The organism is Pseudotabrizicola alkalilacus, assembly GCF_003443995.1.
In the GTDB taxonomy this organism is placed as follows: domain Bacteria; phylum Pseudomonadota; class Alphaproteobacteria; order Rhodobacterales; family Rhodobacteraceae; genus Pseudotabrizicola; species Pseudotabrizicola alkalilacus.
Genome location: NZ_QWEY01000009.1, coordinates 145,416 through 165,872 on the forward strand (window position 1 = coordinate 145,416; position 20,457 = coordinate 165,872).

Annotated in this window: 19 protein-coding genes; 17 read left to right on the forward strand and 2 right to left on the reverse strand. The window is 63.4% G+C overall.

Translation table 11 applies throughout. The annotated features are described in order from the left end of the window. Window positions 1-92 precede the first annotated feature (92 nt). The 8 genes from D1012_RS15925 to D1012_RS15960 all read left to right on the forward strand — a co-directional run bounded on the left by D1012_RS15925 (window position 93) and on the right by D1012_RS15960 (window position 8,509). Complete coding sequence (locus D1012_RS15925; protein ID WP_118154454.1) at window positions 93-1,190, forward strand: sulfate/molybdate ABC transporter ATP-binding protein; 1,098 nt, start codon at window positions 93-95, stop codon at window positions 1,188-1,190. Then, window positions 1,187-2,188 carry a sulfate ABC transporter substrate-binding protein gene (locus tag D1012_RS15930; protein ID WP_118154457.1) on the forward strand — a complete coding sequence of 334 codons (1,002 nt, stop codon included), beginning with the start codon at window positions 1,187-1,189 and terminating at the stop codon, window positions 2,186-2,188. The genes D1012_RS15925 and D1012_RS15930 overlap by 4 nt, the downstream gene beginning before the upstream one ends. Continuing rightward, window positions 2,185-3,027 (forward strand): sulfate ABC transporter permease subunit CysT, encoded by an 843-nt coding sequence (cysT, locus tag D1012_RS15935; protein WP_118154460.1) that lies wholly within the window; start codon window positions 2,185-2,187, stop codon window positions 3,025-3,027. The genes D1012_RS15930 and cysT overlap by 4 nt, the downstream gene beginning before the upstream one ends. Next, window positions 3,027-3,854 (forward strand): sulfate ABC transporter permease subunit CysW, encoded by an 828-nt coding sequence (gene cysW, locus D1012_RS15940; protein WP_199489529.1) that lies wholly within the window; start codon window positions 3,027-3,029, stop codon window positions 3,852-3,854. Before cysT ends, cysW begins: the two co-directional genes overlap by 1 nt. Before the next feature lie 481 nt (window positions 3,855-4,335). Further along, on the forward strand, window positions 4,336-5,631 hold the full coding sequence (gene ugpB / locus D1012_RS15945) for a sn-glycerol-3-phosphate ABC transporter substrate-binding protein UgpB (protein ID WP_118154463.1): 1,296 nt from the start codon (window positions 4,336-4,338) through the stop codon (window positions 5,629-5,631). Window positions 5,632-5,706: 75 nt separating this feature from the next. Then, window positions 5,707-6,588 (forward strand): sn-glycerol-3-phosphate ABC transporter permease UgpA, encoded by an 882-nt coding sequence (ugpA, locus tag D1012_RS15950; RefSeq protein WP_118154656.1) that lies wholly within the window; start codon window positions 5,707-5,709, stop codon window positions 6,586-6,588. Continuing rightward, complete coding sequence (gene ugpE / locus D1012_RS15955; RefSeq protein WP_118154466.1) at window positions 6,581-7,450, forward strand: sn-glycerol-3-phosphate ABC transporter permease UgpE; 870 nt, start codon at window positions 6,581-6,583, stop codon at window positions 7,448-7,450. The genes ugpA and ugpE overlap by 8 nt, the downstream gene beginning before the upstream one ends. After that, window positions 7,451-8,509 carry a sn-glycerol-3-phosphate import ATP-binding protein UgpC gene (locus tag D1012_RS15960; protein ID WP_118154469.1) on the forward strand — a complete coding sequence of 353 codons (1,059 nt, stop codon included), beginning with the start codon at window positions 7,451-7,453 and terminating at the stop codon, window positions 8,507-8,509. A 27-nt stretch (window positions 8,510-8,536) separates the two neighbouring features. On the opposite strand, the gene D1012_RS15965 is transcribed toward D1012_RS15960, so the two are convergent. Both D1012_RS15965 and menC read right to left on the reverse strand, forming a co-directional pair. Beyond that, window positions 8,537-9,235 (reverse strand): GNAT family N-acetyltransferase, encoded by a 699-nt coding sequence (locus D1012_RS15965; protein ID WP_118154472.1) that lies wholly within the window; start codon window positions 9,233-9,235, stop codon window positions 8,537-8,539. Next, window positions 9,232-10,365 (reverse strand): o-succinylbenzoate synthase, encoded by a 1,134-nt coding sequence (gene menC, locus D1012_RS15970; protein ID WP_118154475.1) that lies wholly within the window; start codon window positions 10,363-10,365, stop codon window positions 9,232-9,234. Before menC ends, D1012_RS15965 begins: the two co-directional genes overlap by 4 nt. A gap of 166 nt (window positions 10,366-10,531) precedes the next feature. Between menC and D1012_RS15975 the strand changes: the two genes are divergently transcribed. The 9 genes from D1012_RS15975 to D1012_RS16015 all read left to right on the forward strand — a co-directional run bounded on the left by D1012_RS15975 (window position 10,532) and on the right by D1012_RS16015 (window position 20,454). Continuing rightward, window positions 10,532-11,416, forward strand: a complete 885-nt coding sequence (locus tag D1012_RS15975) for a MurR/RpiR family transcriptional regulator (protein ID WP_118154479.1) — start codon at window positions 10,532-10,534, stop codon at window positions 11,414-11,416. 41 nt (window positions 11,417-11,457) lie between these two features. Next, window positions 11,458-13,023 (forward strand): ABC transporter substrate-binding protein, encoded by a 1,566-nt coding sequence (locus tag D1012_RS15980; RefSeq protein WP_118154482.1) that lies wholly within the window; start codon window positions 11,458-11,460, stop codon window positions 13,021-13,023. 6 nt (window positions 13,024-13,029) lie between these two features. Next, the gene (locus tag D1012_RS15985; RefSeq protein ID WP_118154485.1) at window positions 13,030-13,956 is read left to right on the forward strand and encodes an ABC transporter permease; all 927 of its coding nucleotides are present in this window, start codon (window positions 13,030-13,032) and stop codon (window positions 13,954-13,956) included. Next, a complete protein-coding gene (locus D1012_RS15990) occupies window positions 13,953-14,834 on the forward strand; it encodes an ABC transporter permease (protein ID WP_118154488.1) in 882 nt (293 codons plus the stop codon). Before D1012_RS15985 ends, D1012_RS15990 begins: the two co-directional genes overlap by 4 nt. After that, window positions 14,834-15,823, forward strand: coding sequence for an ABC transporter ATP-binding protein (locus D1012_RS15995; protein ID WP_118154659.1), 990 nt, complete (start codon window positions 14,834-14,836; stop codon window positions 15,821-15,823). Before D1012_RS15990 ends, D1012_RS15995 begins: the two co-directional genes overlap by 1 nt. Further along, window positions 15,807-16,778 (forward strand): ABC transporter ATP-binding protein, encoded by a 972-nt coding sequence (locus D1012_RS16000; protein WP_118154491.1) that lies wholly within the window; start codon window positions 15,807-15,809, stop codon window positions 16,776-16,778. The genes D1012_RS15995 and D1012_RS16000 overlap by 17 nt, the downstream gene beginning before the upstream one ends. Before the next feature lie 3 nt (window positions 16,779-16,781). Continuing rightward, entirely contained in the window at window positions 16,782-18,317 is a 1,536-nt protein-coding gene (locus D1012_RS16005; protein WP_118154494.1) for a M81 family metallopeptidase, read from the forward strand. A 323-nt stretch (window positions 18,318-18,640) separates the two neighbouring features. Then, window positions 18,641-20,242 carry an OpgD/OpgG family glucan biosynthesis protein gene (locus tag D1012_RS16010; RefSeq protein ID WP_118154497.1) on the forward strand — a complete coding sequence of 534 codons (1,602 nt, stop codon included), beginning with the start codon at window positions 18,641-18,643 and terminating at the stop codon, window positions 20,240-20,242. After that, window positions 20,239-20,454, forward strand: coding sequence for a hypothetical protein (locus tag D1012_RS16015; protein ID WP_158569374.1), 216 nt, complete (start codon window positions 20,239-20,241; stop codon window positions 20,452-20,454). Before D1012_RS16010 ends, D1012_RS16015 begins: the two co-directional genes overlap by 4 nt. Window positions 20,455-20,457 lie beyond the last annotated feature (3 nt).

Below are 20,457 nucleotides of genomic sequence, written 5' to 3' on the forward strand. Positions count from 1 at the left end.
ATAATGGCGGTGTGATCGGCTGATTTTGCCCTAAGAGAGATTGAACAGCCCTGAATGTGGAACTATTTCCCGGTGATCTTGGGAATATCCACATGACAATCGCCATCTCATCGCTGACCAAAAGCTTCGGGCCGACTGCGGTCTTGCGTGGCATTGACCTGAGCATCAACGACGGAGAGCTGGTGGCGCTGCTGGGGCCTTCCGGCTCTGGCAAGACGACCCTGCTCAAGATCATCGCCGGGCTGGACTGGCCCGATGCGGGCGGACTGGTCGTCAACGGCCAGAACTGGCTGGATCTGCCCGCGCAAAAGCGGCGCATCGGCTTTGTGTTCCAGCACTACGCCCTATTCCCGCATATGACCGTGCGCGACAACATCGCCTTTGGCCTGAGCGTGCGCCCCCGCGCCGAGCGTCCCGGCAAATCGGTGATCGCGGCAAAGGTGACCGAGCTGTTGGCGCTGTTGCAGATCCCGCATCTGGCCGACCGCTACCCCACCCAGCTTTCGGGCGGGCAGCGGCAGCGTGTGGCGCTTGGCCGCGCGCTTGCCATCGAACCGGCGGTGCTGTTGCTGGACGAACCCTTTGGCGCGCTGGATGCCGCCATCCGCCGCGACCTGCGCCGCTGGCTGCGCGAGGTGCATCAACAGACCGGATCAACGACGCTGTTCGTGACCCATGATCAAGAAGAGGCGTTTGAGCTTGCCGACCGCGTGGTCGTGATGGGCGAGGGCCGGATCGAGCAGATCGGCAGCGCTGACCAGATTCATGACCGCCCGGCCTCGCCCTTTGTCGCCCGCTTCATGGGGGCCGTGGTCGAGCTTCCCGTGACCCTGCGCGCCGGCCGGGCCGAGGCTGCGGGGCTCGATGCCCGCGCACTGGAACGCCGGGCGATGGCCGATGGCCCCGCGCAGCTGTTCCTGCGTCCCGACGCCATCGCGCTGGAAGCAGACCCGGCAAGCCCATGGGTTCTGGCGCATAAATCCAGCAATGGCGCGATGATCCGCGCCAGCATGCGCCGCGCCGATGGCACCGAAGTTCCCGTCGATCTGCTGCGTCATTCCGCGCCCGATCTGACCCTTGGCACCGCTTACCGCCTGCGCCCCCTGACCGGCGCGGTTTTCGCTTTGGACGGCATCGCCCAGAGCGACGCGCCCCGTCCGCTTCCCATTCTCAAGGAGAAACGCCAATGAAACACGGATTGATCAAGGCCGCCGTTTTGGCCGCCAGCCTCGGGGTCGCCGCCCCCGTCGCCGCACAGGACAGCATCCTGAACGTCAGCTACGACATCGCGCGTGAGCTGTTCGAGGCACTGAACCCGGCGTTCATCGCCAAGTGGAAGGCTGACACCGGCCGCGATCTGACCATTGACCAAAGCCATGGCGGATCGTCGCGTCAGGCCCGCGCCATCCTGGAAGGGCTGGCCGCCGATGTGGTGACCTTCAATCAGGAAACCGACATTGACGTGCTGGCCGAGGGCGGTCTTTTGCCCGCTGACTGGCGTGACAAGCTGCCGAACGGTGCCTCGCCCTATTACTCGCTGCCCGCGTTTCTGGTGCGCGCGGGCAACCCCAAGAACATTCAGGACTGGTCGGATCTTGCCCGTGAAGACGTGGCCCCGATTTTCCCCAACCCGAAAACCAGCGGCAACGCGCGCTATACCTATCTGGCCGCCTACGCCTACGGGCTGGAACAGAACGGCGGCGACCATGCAAAGGCGCAGGAGTTTGTGAAAGCAATCCTGTCTTCGGTGCCGGTGTTCGACACCGGCGGCCGCGCCGCCACCCAAACCTTTGCCGAGCGGGAGCTGGGTGATGTGCTGGTGACCTTTGAGGCCGAAACCGGCGGGATTGCCCGCGAATATGCCGACAAGGGGTTCGAGCGCGTGACGCCCTCGCTCTCGCTGTTCGCCGCGTTCCCGGCGGCTGTGGTTGCGGAAAATGCAGAGAAGAAAGGCACGACCGAGGTGGCGACGGCCTATCTGGAATGGCTGTATTCGCCTGAGGCACAGGATATTCTGGCGCAGAACTTCTACCGGGTGAACGATGCCGAAGTGTCGGCGAAATACGCCGCCGACTTCCCCGAGGTGCGTCTGGTCACGGTGGATGAGGTCTTTGGCGGCTGGGATGCGATCCGGGCCGAGCATCTGGCCGATGGCGCGATCCTCGATCAGGTGTTTGTCAACCAATGACCGCCGTTGCCGCGCCCATCCGCGCCAAGCGTGTTCTGCCGGGGTTCACACTGAGCCTCGGCACGACATTGCTCTACCTGACCGTGATCATCCTGATCCCGGTTCTGGCGCTGATCCTGAAAGGGGCCGAAATCGGCCCGGCGCGGTTCTGGGCCATCGTCAGCGCGCCCCGCGCGGTGGCCGCGTTTCAGATCACCCTGACCGCCGCCGCAATTGCGACGGCGTTCAATGCGGTCTACGGCCTGCTGATGGCCTGGGTGCTGGTGCGCTATGACTTTCCCGGCAAGCGGCTGCTGGATGCGCTGATGGACATCCCCTTTGCCCTGCCGACGGCAGTGGCGGGGCTGTCGCTGACGGCGCTGTTCTCGGCCAATGGCTGGATCGGTGCCTGGCTGGAGCCGCAGGGGATTTCGGTGGTCTACACCATCTGGGGTATTGCCCTGGCCATGGCGTTTACGTCGGTGCCGTTTGTGGTTCGGACCGTGCAGCCGGTGCTGGAGGATCTGGACCCGGCCCTCGACCAGGCGGCCCGCACACTGGGCGCGTCCGAGGTCACGATCTTTACCCGCGTGGTGTTCCCGCAGATCCTGCCCGCGTGGCTGGCGGGCTGCACGATTGCTTTTGCCCGCAGCTTGGGCGAGTTCGGGGCGATCGTGTTCATCGCGGGCAACCTGCCGTTCAAGACCGAGATTGCGGCGCTGCTGGCATTCATCCGGCTGGAAGAGTTTGACTATAACGGGGCCGCTGCCATCGCGCTGGTGCTGCTGTTCTTTGCGCTGGTTCTGCTGGTGGTGTCGAACCGGCTGCAGGCCTGGGCGGCGCGGCACAGGGGGGCGTGATGCAGGCTGTTGCAACGGTGAACCCGAACCAGAGCGCATTGGCGCCCCGTCTGCTGATCGGGGTGGCGGTGGCGGTGACGCTGCTGATCGTGGTGGCGCCGCTGGCCTATATCTTTGCCCGCGCCTTTGCGGAGGGGTGGCGGGTTTATGCCGCGAACCTGATGCATCCGGCGACGGTGCATGCGATCTGGCTGACCAGCATCGTGGCGCTGATCGTGGTGCCGATCAATATTGCCTTTGGCATCGCCGCCGCCTGGGCGATTGCGCGGTTCCGGTTCTGGGGGCGCGGGATATTGGTGACGGCGATCGAGATCCCGTTCTCGATCTCGCCGATCATCGCGGGGATCTGCTATCTGTTGCTCTATGGGCGTCAGGGATTGCTGGGGCCGTGGTTGCAGGCCAACGATCTGCAGGTGATGTTTGCCCTGCCCGGCATCGTGCTGGTCACGATGTTTGTCACCGCCCCCTTTGTCGCCCGCGAAGTGCTGCCCTTGATGCAGGCGCAGGGGTCGGAGCAGGAGCAGGCGGCGGTGACGCTGGGGGCGAGCGGGTGGCAGGTGTTTACCCGCGTGACCCTGCCCAATATCCGCTGGGCCTTGCTCTATGGGGCGGTGCTTTGCACGGCGCGGGCGGTAGGGGAGTTTGGCGGGGTGTCGGTGGTGTCGGGCAATATCCGGGGCCAGACCAACACCTTGCCGCTGCATGTGGAGCTGCTGTTCAACGACCTGAACGCGACCGGGGCCTTTGCGGCCGCCTCGGTCCTGACCTTGCTGGCGCTGGTGGCGCTGGTGGTCAAGGCAGCGCTGGAGGCGCGGCGGGGGGCGTGAGTGCCCCCTGTGTTACAGCAGGTGATGTCCTTTGTTTTCAATAAGTTGATCCCGCGAAATTAAGGGAAATTTAACGATTTCCCCGGATCACAACCGGGGTTGTGGTGGTGGATGACGACTGAAAAGCTCGTGCCGGAACGTGCGCGGGTGCGGTTGGCGAAGGTGATGAGGGACGGCATCGCCGGCCCCTCGGCCTGCAAGCCTGCGACAGGGATGATCAGCCCCTTTGGCCGTCGGGCATCCTGCTGCGTAAGCCCGGCGACGATGCGCAGGGCGACCGAATGGCTGATACCGCTCCATCTGGCGCAGGATGCAGCTTTCGGGCGAAGGCAAAGAGCGTCTGCGCATAGAAATTGACTTTTCGATCAAAAAAGTCGTTTAGTTTGTCATGAAGGGGTGCCGGGGAGGCCGAATGTTACACGACTGTCGTGATTTTCGGGAATAGGTGCCCAGTCAATAGATCCCTAGGAGGAAGACAAACATGAAAACCGTAAACCTGCTGGTTGCAGGGTTTGTGTCGCTGCCGCTGGCAGCGCAGGCCCAGACCGAGATTTCCTGGTGGCATGCCATGACCGGCGCGAATTCCGAAGTGGTCGAAAAGATCGCCGGTGATTTCAACGCCAGCCAGTCGGATTATGTGGTCAAGCCGGTGTTCAAGGGCACCTATCCCGAAACGCTGAACGCAGGCATCGCCGCATTCCGCGCCGGGCAAGCGCCCGATATCATTCAGGTGTTCGACGTGGGCACCGGGGTCATGATGGGCGCGCAGGGCGCGATCAAGCCGGTGGCCGAAGTGCTGACCGAAGCCGGTTTCAGCTTTGACAAGAGCCAGTATCTGCCGGGCATCGTGGGCTATTATTCCAGCCCCGAAGGCGAGATGCTGTCGTTCCCCTACAACTCGTCCTCGCCGATCCTGTTCTATAACAAGGACATTTTCGAAAAGGCCGGTCTTGATGTGAACGCCCCGCCGAAAACCTGGGCCGAGGTCTGGGCTGCGGCGCGTCAGGTCAAGGAAAGCGGAGCGGCAACCTGCGGCTATACCTCGACCTGGCTGACCTGGATCCACACCGAGAACTTTGCCGCCTGGAACAACGTGTCCTGGGGCAGCAACGAAAACGGGCTGGCGGGCACGCCGGAGCTGGCGGTCAACGGTCCGCTGTTTGTCAAGCATTTCCAGGAGCTTGCCGATCTGGGCAAAGAGGGCGTGTTTGTCTATGGCGGCCGCACCTCGGAAGCCAAGCAGAACTTTACCTCGGGCGAGTGCGGGATTCTGACCGAAAGCTCGGGCGGTCTGGGCGATATCGTCAAGGCTGGCATCAACTATGGCATCGGCCAGCTGCCCTATGACGAAACCGCGACAGGCGCGCCGCAGAACACCGTGCCGGGTGGCGCGTCGCTGTGGGTGATGGGCGGCAAGTCGGATGAGGTCTACAAAGGCGTGGGCACCTTCTTCAACTACCTGTCGCAGACCGAAGTGCAGCAGTACCTGCATGAAGTTTCGGGCTATCTGCCGGTGACGATGGCGGCTTATGAGGCCACCAAAGCCTCGGGCTTTTACGACACCAACCCGGCGCGTGAGGTTCCGATCACCCAGATGATGGGCAAGGCGCCGACCGAAAACTCCAAGGGCGTGCGCGCACCGAACCTGCCGCAGATCCGCGACATTCTGAACGAAGAGTTCGAGAAGATGCTTGCCGGTCAGCAAACCGCAGAAGAGGCGATGACCTCGGCTGCGACGCGCGGCAATGCGGCGATCAAAGAAGCCACTGGCGGCTAAGGCTGTTTCCATCAGGCGCGCATCGGCACACAGCCGGTGCGCGCCTTTTCTTTTGACGCAAAGCAAGGAATGTGGATGCGCCGCACCGTCTTTCCGCACAAGTTGTTGCCCTGGCTGCTGCTGGCCCCGCAACTGGCGATCACGCTGATCTTTTTCTACTGGCCTGCCGCGCAGGCCTTTCGCCAGTCTGTGCTGCGCGAAGACCCGTTCGGGCTGTCGAGCACGTTTGTCGGGCTGGCCAACTTTCGCAAGGTGCTGAATGACCCGGCCTATCTGAATGCGGCGCAGGTCACGGTGGTGTTCTCGCTGCTGGTCGCGTTTTTTGCGATGACGATTGCGCTGTTCCTTGCGGTGCAGGTGGAAAAGATCGTCAGGGGCAAAGGGTTTTACCGCACGCTGATGATCTGGCCCTATGCCGTGGCCCCGGCGATTGCGGGGATGCTGTGGCTGTTCATGTTCAACCCGTCCTTTGGCACTTTGGCCTGGCCCTTGCGCCAGTTGGGCATCGCCTGGAATCCGCTGCTGGATGGCGAACAGGCGATGGCGCTGGTGGTGGCAGCGGCAACGTGGAAGCAGATCAGCTATAACTTCCTGTTCTTTGTGGCCGGATTGCAGGCGATACCGAAATCCCTGCTGGAGGCGGCGGCGATTGACGGTGCAAGCCGGCGACATGCGTTCTGGACCATCGTGTTCCCGCTGCTGACGCCGACGACGTTTTTCCTGCTGGTGGTCAATACGGTGTATGCGCTGTTCGACACGTTCGGGATCATTCATGCCGTGACCAGTGGCGGGCCGGGGCGATCCACGGAAACGCTGGTCTACAAGGTTTACAACGACGGGTTCGTGAACCTGATCATGGGCGATTCCGCCGCGCAGTCGGTGATCCTGATGGTGATCGTGATCGCGCTGACCGCGTTCCAGTTCCGGTTCATTGAAAAGCGGGTGCATTATGGATAACGGAGCGACAAGCCCGCTGGCGGCGCGGGGCGCGGCGCGGTTGACGGCGCATTTCTGGATGATCCTTGGCGTGATCATCGTGGCCTTTCCGGTCTATTACGTCTTTATCGCCTCGACCCATTCGGTGCAGACCATCCTGCGCCCGCCGCTGCCGCTGCTGCCGGGGAGCGAGGGGTATGAGAATTACCGGGGCGCGTTTTCCGGTGAGATTGACCGGATCGGCGGGGTCAGCCTGTGGCGGCTGCTGGGCAATACCACGCTGATTGCGATGGGGATCGCGCTGGGCAAGATCGCGATTTCGATGGCTTCGGCCTATGCGATCGTGTTCTTCAAGTTTCCGCTGCGGATGGCGTGCTTCTGGCTGATCTTCATCACCCTGATGCTGCCGGTCGAGGTGCGGATTCAGCCGACCTATAAGGTGATGGTCGATCTGGGTCTGATCGACACCTATGCCGGTCTGATCCTGCCGCTGATTGCCTCGGCCACCGCGACGCTGCTGTTCCGGCAGTTTTTCATGACCATTCCCGATGAGCTGCTGGAAGCAGCTAGGGTGGATGGCGCGGGGCCGTGGCGGTTCTTCAAAGACATTCTGTGGCCGCTGTCGCTGACCAATGTGGCGGCGATCTTTGTGATTCAGTTCATCTATGGCTGGACGCAGTATCTGTGGCCGCTGCTCGTCACGAATTCGAATGAAATGAACACCATCGTCATCGCGTTGAAAAAGATGATCTCTTTCGCCGATGCCGATACCCCCTGGAACCTCGTCATGGTGACTTCGGTGCTGGCCATTCTGCCGCCGATCCTTGTGGTCGTGCTGATGCAGCGCTGGTTCGTGAAGGGTCTTGTCGAGACGGAGAAGTAAATGGCCAATATCTTTCTGAACGACCTGCGCAAAAACTATGCCGGGCAAGAGGTGATCCACGGGATCACGATGACCATCGCCGATGGCGAATTTGTGGTGATTGTCGGGCCGTCGGGCTGCGGCAAATCCACCTTGCTGCGCATGGTGGCGGGGCTGGAGGGGATCAGCGCGGGGACCATCGAGATCAACGACAAGGTGGTGAACGATCTGGAACCACGCCAGCGCGACATTGCGATGGTGTTCCAGAACTACGCTTTGTACCCGCATATGAGCGTGCGGGAAAACATGGCCTATGGCTTGAAGATCGCCAAGATGCCCAAGGCCGAGATTGATCAGCGGGTGGCAAAAGCCGCGGCGATGCTGGAGCTGGAGCCGTATCTGGACCGCAAGCCGCGTGCCTTGTCTGGCGGGCAGCGGCAGCGGGTGGCGATGGGGCGGGCGCTGGTGCGGGAACCGTCGGCGTTTCTGCTGGATGAGCCGCTGTCGAACCTGGATGCGAAACTGCGGGTGCAGATGCGGTTGCAGATCAAGGATCTGCACCAGACCACGGGGCAGACCATGCTCTATGTGACGCATGATCAGGTCGAGGCGATGACCCTTGCCGACCGGCTGATCGTGATGAACAAGGGTGTGGCCGAGCAGATCGCCACCCCGCATGAGGTGTATATGACGCCCGCCAGCGAGTTTGTGGCGGGGTTCATCGGATCACCGGCGATGAACATCTTTACCGTGCAGGTCGAGGCGGGGGTGGCGGTGCTGCCGGGCGGGCATCGGTTGCCGCTGGCCGGGTTGCCTGCGGATCGCGAGGTGCGGCTGGGGCTGCGGCCCGAGGATATGGAGATCGTGGGTGATGATACACCGGGGATTCCGGTGGTGCTGCGGTCGGTCGAATGGCTGGGGGCGGATGCCTTTGGCTATGGCATGATCGAAGGGTCTGACGTGGCGATCACGCTGCGGCTGCCGGGCAGCACGGCTGCGGCGCGCGGTCAGCGGCTGCGGGTGGCCCCGCCCGAGGGGCGGCTGCATCTGTTCGCAAGCGATACCGGCAAGCGGCTGTAAGCGCTTGCGCCCTCGCACCTGTCACGCTTAACCCGCGTGGCAGACCGGTGCGTCGGTCTGGCCAAAGTCATAGCTGCCGGTGGTGGCGTCAAACCCGGTGATCACCAGCCCCTGATCGAACAGGGCGGTCATCGCCTGCCGGGTTTGCAGCCGGGTCTGGGCGGCGGCATCGGGATCGGTGCGCAGCAGCAAGGAAAAATCGCGCGGGACGCTGACGCGGGCCTGCGCGGTGGTGGCGGGGCGGTCGGTCAGGTGCAGTTCGACCACGATGCGGTCACTGTCGATGCCGCCCTGATAGCTGCCTTCGGCGCCGTAGTAATTGACCAGATAGCGTTGGCCGATGCCGCCCAGCCTTGCAATGTTCAGATGGGCATTGCGGGTGATCAACGGGTCGTAGGTCCAGCGCATGATGCGGATGCCGCGCGCCTGACACCACGCGCGTTGATAGAGCTTCAGCCCCACACCGATGCCCGCGCCGCGCCAGTCGGGCAGCACCGCAAGCCGGTGGCTGTGCTGCACCTGCGGATCGCGGGTGGCAAAGCCAAAGACATAGCCCACCAGCTGGTCGCCCTGAAACGCGCCGGCGCAGATGCCGCCTTCGGATTGCACGACCATCATCAGATCGGCGGGGTCGGGCTGATCATCCATGCCCCAGACGGTTTGCTGCATCTGCTGTGCGGCGCGAAATTCGGCAAGACCGGCCAGATCGCGGTACTGGATCGTCACGGGGCAAAGCTTTCGGTCGTGGTGGTGACGGTGTTCAGGAAATCCCAGTCCAGCGTCACCCCGATCCCGGCGCCATTGGCGGGGACCGGCATCAGACCGTCGGTGGTTTCCAGCTTTTCCGCCACGATGTCGCGGTGGAAGTAGCGCGACGACGACGAGGTGTCGCCGGGGCGGGTGAACTGTTCCAGCGTGGACAGGTGGATGTTGTGGGCGCGGCCGATGCCCGCCTCCAGCATGCCACCGCACCAGACCGGTACATCCCAGGCTTGGCAGATGTCATGCACGCGCTTTGCCTCGGTATGGCCGCCCAGACGGCCGACCTTTATGTTGATGACGCGGCCCGCATCGCTGACCAGTGCCTTGCGGCAGTCGGCGACGGAGCGGATGCATTCGTCCAGGCAGATCGGGGTGGACAGCATGGCCTGCAGCCGGGCGTGATCGTGCAGGTCATTCCAGGCGAGCGGTTGTTCGATGTAATCCAGCCCGAACTGGTCCATCGCGCGCAGCACCGGCAGATCGGCCATGGTGTAGCAGCAATTGGCATCCACCGTCAGGTGGATGTCGGGGAAGTCGTGGCGCACGGCTTGCAGCAGGCGCAGATCGTGACCGGGCATCACCTTGAGCTTGATGCGGCGATAGCCTTGCTGAACATGCAGCGCCACCTCGGTCAGCGTGCGGGGAATGTCACGGATGCCGAGCGAGACGCCGACCTCGACCTCGGTTTTGGTGCCACCGAGGACCGAGCGCAGCGGCAGGCCCTGCACCTTGGCCCAAAGATCCCAGAACGCCATTTCCACCGTGGCCTTGGCCATCTGGTGATCGCGCCAGGGCCGGATCAGCCGTTCCACCGCCTGCGGGTTTTCAAAGCTGTGGCCGACCAGCTGCGGCAGGAACACATCGCGCAGCATCATCATCGAGCTGGCGATGGTTTCCGGCAGGTAGTCGGGCAGCACATCGGCGACGCCTTCGGCATAGCCCTCACAGCCTTCGCCGCGCAGAACGACGAGGGGAAAGACCTTTCGGGTCATGGTGCCGGTCGCGATGGTAAAAGGCTGGATCAGCGGCAGTTCGATCAGGCGCAGTTCGGCGTGATCAATGCGCAATGGCGGGCGGATGGGCGGGACGGACATGAACGCTCCTGCAACGACGCCGGGGGCTTTGGGCCGGGGTCAGATACAGGTTTGATGCGATAATTTTAGTTTACAGTCAAGATTGACGGAATGTTATTTAACTGTCACTGATGGAGTCGCAGCCGAAAGGCACGACCATTCTCCGGGCATTTTCCAAGGGAAATCCATGCAGGACGACGCGGGCAACGATCTGAAAGAGCGGCTGGAGGCCATGCTTTCGAGCGGCACGCCGAACGAGCGGGCGATTGCGGCGTATCTTTTGGAAAACATCGCGCGCCTGCCGTTCGAAACCTCGGCCACCATCGCGCAGGCGATCCGGGTGTCAGAGGTTTCGGTGGGGCGGTTTGCCCGCGCGCTGGGCTATCGCAACCTGAAAGAGATGAAAGAGGCGCTGAAAAGCGATGTCGATTTGGCGGCCTTTGCCGGGGTGGGGGACAGCCCGTGGCTGCAGGGATCGGCGCTGCGGGCCCATTTCAATGCCGGACAAGGAGTGGGCGGTGCCGCGCTGGAGCGCGAGTTGCGCGCGGTGATGCGCAATCATCAGTTGGCGACCACGCCGGAGTTTGCGGCCTGTGTGCAGCGGCTGGCGACGGCGCGTCAGGTGCTGGTGGCCGGCTTCCAGACCGAGCGGGGGCTCGCGGCCTATCTGGCGCATAACCTGAGCTATCTGCGCCCCGCCGTGCGGGTGCTGTCGCTGGAAAGCGGGCATTTTGCCGATCTGTTTCTGGATGATCCGCAGGGCACCGCGCTGGTGGTGATCGAGACGCGGCGCTATTCGCGGCTGGCGGTGGAGCTGGTGGCCAAGGCGCAGGCCGAGGGCATTCCGGTAACCGTGATCACCGACCCCTATTGCGGCTGGGCCCCGGAGCTGGCGACCGAGGTGCTGCGCGTCGATACCGATTTCTCGCATTTCTGGGATGCGACCGGCCAGATCGCCGGGCTGATCAACCTGATGGTGATCAAGGTCTTTGAACAGCTTGGCCCCGAGGTCGAGCAGCGCATGACCCGGATCGCCGAAAACTACCGCAGCTTTGTCGGGCATCAGCGCTAGCCGGACAGAGGGATTTCTCCAACAGAATGAGGGTAATAATAATGAAATATAACCTGTCCACCTTGCTTGCCACCACTGCCATCGGGTCTTGTCTGGCGCTGTCTGCCTTTGCGCAGGAGGTGACGGTGGTGATGGCGCCGAACGAGGTCGGGGCCACGTCGTATAACCCGGTGGCGTCGTCGATGCAGCCGGTCGGAACCTATCTGATTTATGACCGGCTGATCGCCAAGGATGAGAATCTGGCCTATGTGCCGCAGCTGGCCGAAAGCTGGGTCGAGGCCGATGACGGCATGGCCTGGACCTTTACGCTGAAGCCGGGGGTGACGTTCCACAATGGCACGCCGTTTGCGGCACAGACGGTCGTGGACTGGCTGGCGCTGTATCCGGGCACCGAAAACGCCTATCTGTTCGATGCGGTCGAGCGGGCCGAAGTGGTGTCGGAACTGGAAGTGCGCTTTGTGATGAAGCGGCCTGATCCGAACCTGCTCTACAACCTGTCCACCGTGTTCGCCTCGATCCCCGATCCGGCGGCCTATGCCGAGGCGGGTGAAGATTACGGCGTGTTTGATGCCGTCGGCACCGGGCCGTTCCGGCTGGAAAGCTTTGAGATCGGTCAGCAGACGGTGCTGGTGCGCAACGATGATTATGCCTGGGGTCCGGGTGCGGCGACCGGAAAACCGGCCAAGATCGAACGCCTGACCCTGCGCGAGATTGCGGAATCCTCGACCGCGTTTCTGGAGTTGAAGACCGGCGGCGTGGACATGCTGCTGAACGTGCCGACCGATTTCGTGGGCGAGGTCGAAGGGGCGTCGGATCTGTCGGTTCTGCAACTGGCCGGGCAAGATCTGGTCTATATGCCGATGAACGTGACGCAGGCGCCGTTCGACGACATCAAGGTGCGCGAGGGCGTGGCATTTGCCATCAACCAGCAGGAAATTCTGGATGCGGTGTTCGGCGGCATGGGCAAGGCGGCGGACGGGTTCCTGATCTCGTCGTTGCCGGAATCGAAGATCGCGGATGAATTCCGCATCTCCTATAACCCGGAACGGGCGAACAAGGCGCTGGAGGATGCCGGTTGGGTCATGGGCACCGATGGCGTGCGCACCAAGGACGGTGCCCGGCTGTCGGTGAAGCTGTGGACCCAATCCGACAGCTTTTTCCGCCGCCTGTCCGAAGTGGTGCAGGCCCAGATGAAGGCTGTGGGCGTGGAGGCAGAGCTGGTCACCTTTGACAGTGCAGCGATCCGCGACCAGTACAAGACCGGCGCGCATCAGGTCGCGGTGCGGTCTTACCTTTGGGACAACGCCGATATTCTGGAGTGGTTCTTTTCGGCCACCCGGCCATTCTATCCCAACGTGTCGATGCTGGATGACCCCAAGGCCGAAACGCTGAAGGATGCGGCGATGACGGGGGCCAAGAATTCGGCCGAGCGGGAGGCGGCCTTTGTTGCCTATCACGAATACATCAACTCGCAGTTCCCCTATGCGCCGATCTACGAGCCGGTGCAGATCATCGGCTACAACGCCGAACGGCTGGTGATGCCCGAGGTGCTGCATGCGCCCCGGTTCAACACGCTGGGGTTCCTTGAGCTTGACGTGAAAGAGTAACGCCAGATGCTGGGCTATGTCATCCGACGCATCCTGATGCTGGTTCCGGTGTTCTTTGCGGTGTCGGTGGTCATCTTTTCGATGATCCACATGCTGCCGGGAGACCCGATCGAGAACCTGCTGCGTGTGGGGTCAAGCCCGGCACAGCGCGAGGCGCTGACGGCAAAATACGGGCTCGACCGGCCTCTGGTCGAGCAATACCTGCTATGGATGGGCAATGTGCTGACCGGGGATCTGGGCACTGCGATCGTGCAGCGCCGTCCGGTGGCGCAGCTGGTGGCACAGGCCTTGCCCTATTCGCTGACTTTGGGCGGGCTGGCCTTGTGTTTCTCGACCGTGCTGGGCGTCGTGGTGGGAACCATCGCGGCGTCCTGGCGTGGATCGTGGCTGGATCAGGGGCTGATGGGCGGCGTGCTGTTCGGCTCGATGCTGCCGAATTTCTGGATAGGGCTTTTGATGATCCTGGTGTTTTCGGTGTCGCTGGGCTGGACCCCGGTGTCGGGGGCGCGCGGCTGGGAAAGTCTGGTTTTGCCGGTGCTGACCATCGGTTTGGGCGGCACCGCGCTGGTGGCGCGGGTCACGCGGATTGCGATGATCGACACGCAGGGCAAGGATTTTGTGCTGCTGCTGCATGCCAAGGGGGTGCATCCGCTGACCATTCAAGTGCGCCATGTGCTGCGCCATGCGCTGATTCCGGTGGTGACCATTCTGGCGCTGCGGATCGGCTGGATTCTGGGCGGCGCGGTCACGGTCGAGGTGGTGTTTGCGCGCCCCGGTCTGGGGTCTTTGCTGATCAAGTCGCTGAACCAGCATGATTACCCGGTGGTGCAAGCCTCGCTGCTGATCCTCGCCATGGCGGTGATGCTGGGCACGCTGATGGGCGATCTGTTGCAGGCGGCGATGGACCCGCGGTTTCGGGACAGTCTGACATGAGCGGGACGGTGCACAAGACGGGTATTCTGGCCACGATCCGCCGGTCGGTGGCATGGCGGGCGCTGGCGACGATCAAGGGCGGCGTGGCGGGTGGCTTTTTGCTGCTGGTGGTGCTGGGCGCGATCTTTGCCCCGGTGCTGACGCCCTATGACTATGACATTCAGGCGCTGACCAACGCCTTTCAGCCGCCATCGCTGGCGCATCCGATGGGGACCGATGAATTTGGCCGCGATGTGCTGACCCGGATTCTGTATGGCGCGCGCACCTCGCTGTCGGTGTCGGTGGTCGCCATCTCGATCTCGTTGGTGTTCGGCATGACGCTTGGCGCTGCGGCGGGCTATTTCGGCGGGCGGTTTGACCGGATGGTGATGGTGGTGGTGGACCTGACATGGTCATTCCCCGAGATTCTGGTGGCGTTGATGCTGGTGGCGATCATCGGGCCGGGGGTGACGGGCACGCTGGTGGCGATCTGTGTCGCCTATCTGGCGCAGTTCACCCGGCTGACCCGGTCACAGGTGATGGCGTTGAAGACTGAGACCTATGTCGAGGCGGCGCGGGGGCTGGGGGCATCACATGCGTTCATCCTGTTCCGGCACCTTTTGCCCAATTGTCTGGGGCCGGTGCTGGTGGCGGGAATGCTGGCCACGGGGGATGCGATCATTCTGGAGGCGACGCTGGGCTTTTTCGGCCTGGGCGCGCAGCCGCCGACGCCGTCCTGGGGCGGCATGATGTCATCCGGCTCGGGGCTGTTGTTCAAAGGGCCGTGGATCATCCTGTTCCCCGGCCTGTGCATCGCGCTGACCGTGGTGGCGATCAATCTGTTTGGCGATGTTCTGCTGGCCAAGCTGGATATCCGTGACCGGCTGAGGGTGGTGTGATGTTGCTGGATGTTCGTGATCTGTCTTTGCGTATCGGCACGGTGGGGCTGCTTGACGGGTTGAGCTTTTCGGTCGACCGGGGCGAGGTGCTGGGGCTGGTCGGTGAAAGCGGGTCGGGCAAGTCGCTGACCGCGCTGGCGCTGACCGGGCTGGCCGCGCGGATGGGGGCGACGATCACCGCAGGGTCGGTGGTGTTTGACGGCACCGATCTGGTCGGGCTGAAGGAAAGCGCCTATCGCCGTCTGCGGGGCAAGCGCATCGGGTTCATCACCCAGAACCCGATGAGCGCGCTGGATGCGCTGGTGACGATCGGCGATCAGGTCGATCAGGTGTCGCGCCTGCATCTGGGTCTGTCGAAGCGGGCCGCGCGGGCGCATACGGTGGAGATCCTGTCACGGCTGCGCATCCCCGAGGCCGAGGTGGTGGCGCGGGCCTATCCGCACAACCTTTCGGGCGGGATGAAACAGCGGGTGGTAATTGCCATGGCGCTGGCGGCAGACCCCGATCTGATCATTGCTGACGAGCCGACCACGGCGCTGGATGTGACGGTACAGGCGCAGATCGTGATGATGCTGGCCGATCTGGTGCGCAAGCGCGATCTGGGGCTGATCCTGATCACCCATGACATGAGCGTGGTGGCGCAGATCTGTGACAAGGTCTGCGTGCTGTATGCCGGGCGGGTGGCGGAAAGCGGGCCGGTGCGGCAGATATTTGCCGCCCCGCGCCACCCCTATACCGAGGCGCTGATTGGTTGCATCCCGCGTGATGGCATGGCGCCGGGCAGTCTGCGCGGGATACCGGGCACGGTGGCGGCGGTGTCGCAATACGGCGCCGACTGCTGCCGTTTTGCGCCGCGCTGTGGCCGGGCGGATGCGCGCTGCAGAACGCAACAGCCATTGCCTGTTGTGACCGGGACGGGCGGGATGCTGGCCTGTCACCACCCGGTCGATAGTCCCGTGAAGGAGGCCGCAGATGCAGATGCCCGCTGACGCTGTGCCGGTGCTGGAGCTTGACGGCTTGGTGCGGACCTTTACCACCGGCGGCGGGCTGCTGCGCAAGGGGCGCAGCATGACGGCGGTGAGCGATGTGTCGCTGCGCGTCGCGGCGGGCGATATCGTCGGCGTGGTCGGCGAAAGCGGCTGCGGCAAGTCCACGCTGGCGCGGCTGGCGATGCGGCTGATCGACCCCAGTGCCGGACGGGTGCTGTTCGAGGGGCGCGACGTGACGCAGGACCACGGCCCGCGTTTGCGCCCGCTGCGCAAAAAGCTGCAGATGGTGTTTCAAGACCCGTATTCCTCGCTCGACCCCCGGTTCACCCTGCGCGACTGTCTGCTGGAGCCGTTTGCCGCGCTGGGCGAGACCGCGCCGCCGGGACGGGTGGAGGCGTTGCTGGATCAGGTCGGGTTGGACCGCAGCTTTGCCGGGGCCTATCCGCATCAGCTGTCGGGCGGGCAGCGCCAGCGGGTCGGCATCGCCCGCGCGCTGGCCTACCGGCCCGAGGTGGTGGTGCTGGACGAACCCACCGCATCGCTTGATGTGTCGATTCAGGCGCAGATCATTGCGCTGTTGCAGGAACTGCACCGCACCTCAGGGCTGACCTATCTGTTCATCAGCCATGATCTGGGGCTGGTGCGGTATTTCTGCACCCGGATCGTGGTGATGTATCTGGGATCGGTCGTCGAAGAGATGGCCGACCCGGATGCCGTGCCGCGCCATCCCTATACGGCGGCGCTGATGGGGTCATCCTTTGTGCCCGACCCGACCGAGCGGGCGCAGATCGTGCCGCTGGAGGGCGAGATTCCGTCGCCCTTTGCCTTGCCGCCGGGCTGTCCCTTTGCCCCCCGTTGCGCGCGCGTGCAGGACCGGTGCCGGGCCAGCCGCCCCGCGCTGACCCAGACCACAGGCGCCAGCAAGGTCGCCTGTTTCAACCCTGTCGAGGCCTGAACCATGACATTTCACGTACTGACCGCTGAACTGATTCAAGAGTGCAACACCTTTCAGAAAGGCCGGACCGGGCTGGAGCAATACCGGGTCGAGGTGCTGGCCTCGGGGGAGGAGGCGCTGTCAAAGCGGCGGCATGCGGTGGCCGAGATCAAGGGCTTCATGGATGTGGCCGAGGCCGAGGGCTGGCAGGTGACACATGCGCTGTCCGCCACCGCGACGCCCGGTCCGATTGTCACGGCAGAGGCGTTCGCGCATCTGGCGGGGATGATCACCGATGCCGCACAGGCGGCAGGCAAGCTGGACGGCGTGCTGCTGGCGCTGCATGGCGCGATGGTCGCCGAAGGGTTTGAGGACCCGGAGGGCGAACTGCTGACCCGGTTGCGCGCGATTCTGGGGCCTGATGTGCCGATTGCGGTGACGCTGGACCTGCATACCAATACCACGCCGGAAATGGCGGCGGGGGCCAATGTGATCGTGTCGTTCAAGACCTATCCGCATGTCGACCCGGTGGAAACTGCCGTGCATGCCGCACAGGCGCTGAAAACGATGATGGAGGGCCGGGCGCAGGGCCGCACCCTGCGGCTGGCGGTGCCGATGCTGGACGAGGCAAACTCGGGCCGGTCGGACGTGCTGCCGACGATGGAATTCTATGACCGCGCCCGGCGGTTTGAGACAGAGCCGGGGATCATGGCGGTGTCGGTCAATGCCGGGTTTTCCGATGCTGACATTTATCATTGTGGCCCGTCGGTTCTGGTCAGCTATGACGCCAGCCTTGACGGGGCCGAAGCGCGGGCAGAGGCGATTGCGCTGGATCTGGGGACGGCGATCTGGGAGGCGCGGCATTCCTGCGCCAACACCTTCCTGACGGTCGATGAGGCCTGTCAGGCGGTGCGCGATTTCCGCGCTGACCGTCCCGGCCCGCTGGTGATTGCCGACTTTTCCGATAATCCGGGCTCTGGCGCTTATGGCGATGCGACCAATCTGCTGGCGGGGCTGCTGGGGCTGGGGTTGCGGGATGCCGCCTTTGGCCCGCTGATCGACCCCGCTGCGGCGGCAGAGCTGCAGGGGCACCGCGTGGGCGAGTCGGTGACGCTGGCCATCGGCGGCAAGGTTGACCCCCATTATGGCGGTGGGCCGATCATGGTGACGGGAGAGATCCGCCATCTGTCGGCAGACGGCGTTCTGGTGGGCGACGGGCCGGTGATCGGCGGCATTACCTTTCGTTTTGGGCCGACGGCGGTGCTGTGGGTCAACGGGATCGACATTCTGATCGTGACCGAACGCGGGCAGGCCTATGATCTGCAACAGTTCAAGGCCTTTGGCATCGCCCCCGAGGCCTGCACGGTGCTGGGCCTGAAATCGCAGCAGCATTTCCGCGCCGCGTTCGAGCCGATTGCGGCCAAGGTGATCGTCTGTGATTGTGGCGGGCTGGCGACGCCGGATTACTCCAAGCGCCATAACGAAAAGGTGCGCCGCCCGATTTGGCCACTGGACGAGATGCCCGACGAATTCCGCCCGCCACTCCCCCTTAGCGCGTAAAATCCGGCAAGGGAGTCGGGGTGCAGGCTACCCTGGCCGTCATGCCCGGCCGGCCTGGCCGGACTCTGACCGGATGCCGGTCAGATTTCGGCGGAATCCAGCCATGAAATCGCGAAGAACGTACCGAAACGTGAAACTGGCATTGACGCTGCCCGGTCTGATACCCCATCTCCGCCACTGATGTGGACAGGGGTTATGCAGACTGTGCTTTGCACTTGCAGCATAGCAGGTTTGCGATTTGCGCATGGCAGTCGCTCTGGCGTGACCCCTGATAACCTGAGAACTTTATTGAGTTTTCACCGAATCGACGTGCGGGAGCCAAAATGCCGGATACTCCGGGACTGCCTATTCTATTGCAACGACGCTCGTTTCTGGGGCTGCTTGGCACTGTGGCATTGCTGCAATGCAGCACGAGCCTTTCCGGCATCGCCAATGCCCAGACTGCCACCGACGCCGTGGCCCCCGGTGAGCCGTTTGATTTCGACCGTCTGAGCGGTGCCATGCGCGAACTTGCCGCCGCGCCGCATGTGGCTCCGGCCCGCGCGGAGGGGTTTTTCAGCGACTTCAGCTATGATGATTATCAGGCGGTGCAGTTCAACCCCAGGCAGGCCCGCTGGTCGGGCACCGAGGCCGGGTTCCATGTTCATGCGTTCCATCTGGGTTGGCTGTTTGCCGAACCGGTGACGATGTTCGAGGTTGCGGGCGGCGTCGCCCGGCCCATGGTGTTTACCACTGATGATTTCCGCTATTACGACCGCATCCGCGACCGGGTGCCACCGCACGAGCCGTTGCCGGGGGTGGCCGGGTTCCGGCTGAACGCGCCGTTGAACCGGGCGGATCTGTTTGACGAAGTGGTGGCCTTTCTGGGGGCCAGCTATTTCCGCGCGGTGGGGCGTGATACCGGCTATGGGCTGTCGGCCCGTGGGCTGGCAATCAACACCGGACTGGGCAAGCCCGAGGAGTTCCCGCGCTTTTCAAAGTTCTGGCTGGAAACGCCCGCGCCATTTGCGCGTGAGGTGGTGGTCTATGCCGCGCTGGAAAGCGAAAGCTGCACCGGGGCCTATCGCTTTGTGATCCGTCCGGGCACGAATACGGAAATGGATGTCACCGCGCGGCTGTTCTTCCGGACAGAGGTAGATCAGATCGGAATCGCGCCCCTGACCTCGATGTATCTTTTTTCCGAGAAAAGCCGGACGCAGTTTGATGATTTCCGCCCCAGCGTGCATGACAGTGACGGGCTTGCCGTGCATCGCCGCGACGGGGATCGCAACTGGCGGCCGCTGAACAACCCCAGCCGGTTGTCGGAATCGTGGTTTGCCGAAGAAAGCCCGCTGGCCTTTGGTCTGATGCAGCGCGACCGGGATTTCGAGAATTATCAGGATGCGGTCTCGCATTACGAACGTCGCCCGTCCTTGCTGGTGGAGCCGATGGGCGAATGGGGCAAGGGCGCGGTGCGTCTGGTCGAGATTCCCACACCGCTGGAGGTGAACGATAATATCGTCGCCTTCTGGGTGCCCGAGGCAAAGCCGGTGCCGGGCGAGATGCTGGAGTATTCCTATCGCCTGCTCTGGGGCGCGCTGCCGGTCGATCCGGCGGCGGATGTGGCCTATGTCAAGGAAACCCGCGCAGGGGTTGGCGGCGTGTCAGGGGTGGAAAACACGGATGGCACCCGGAAATTCGTGGTCGACTTTGCTGGTGGCTTGCTGTCACGCCTGCCGGCGGATGCCGAGGTCAAGGGCGTTGTGACCATCATCGGCGGCGAGATTGTCGTGCAGACCCTGTCAAAGGTCGACGCCAACGGCGTGTGGCGTCTGGTGATGGATGTGCGCCCCGTGGGGGGAAAGACTGTGGAACTGGTCGCCCATGTTGCGGGTTATGGTCGCAAGTTGACAGAAAACTGGCTTTATCAATGGCTGAGCGCATGATGATTGCAAAGACCATGACGATTGCAGACACGTTGGTTAAAGACCCTGCGATTGCAGATCCGCTGACCGTGACCGATGGGCGCGGGGCTGAACCACCGCTGGCGCCGCTGGCGATGCCGAAACAGGTGCTGACACGCGAGGCGCGCCCGATGTGGCGCGGCTTTGGCGCGCTGCTGTCGCTGCTGCGGCGTGATCTGGGGCGCGCGGGCTAAGGT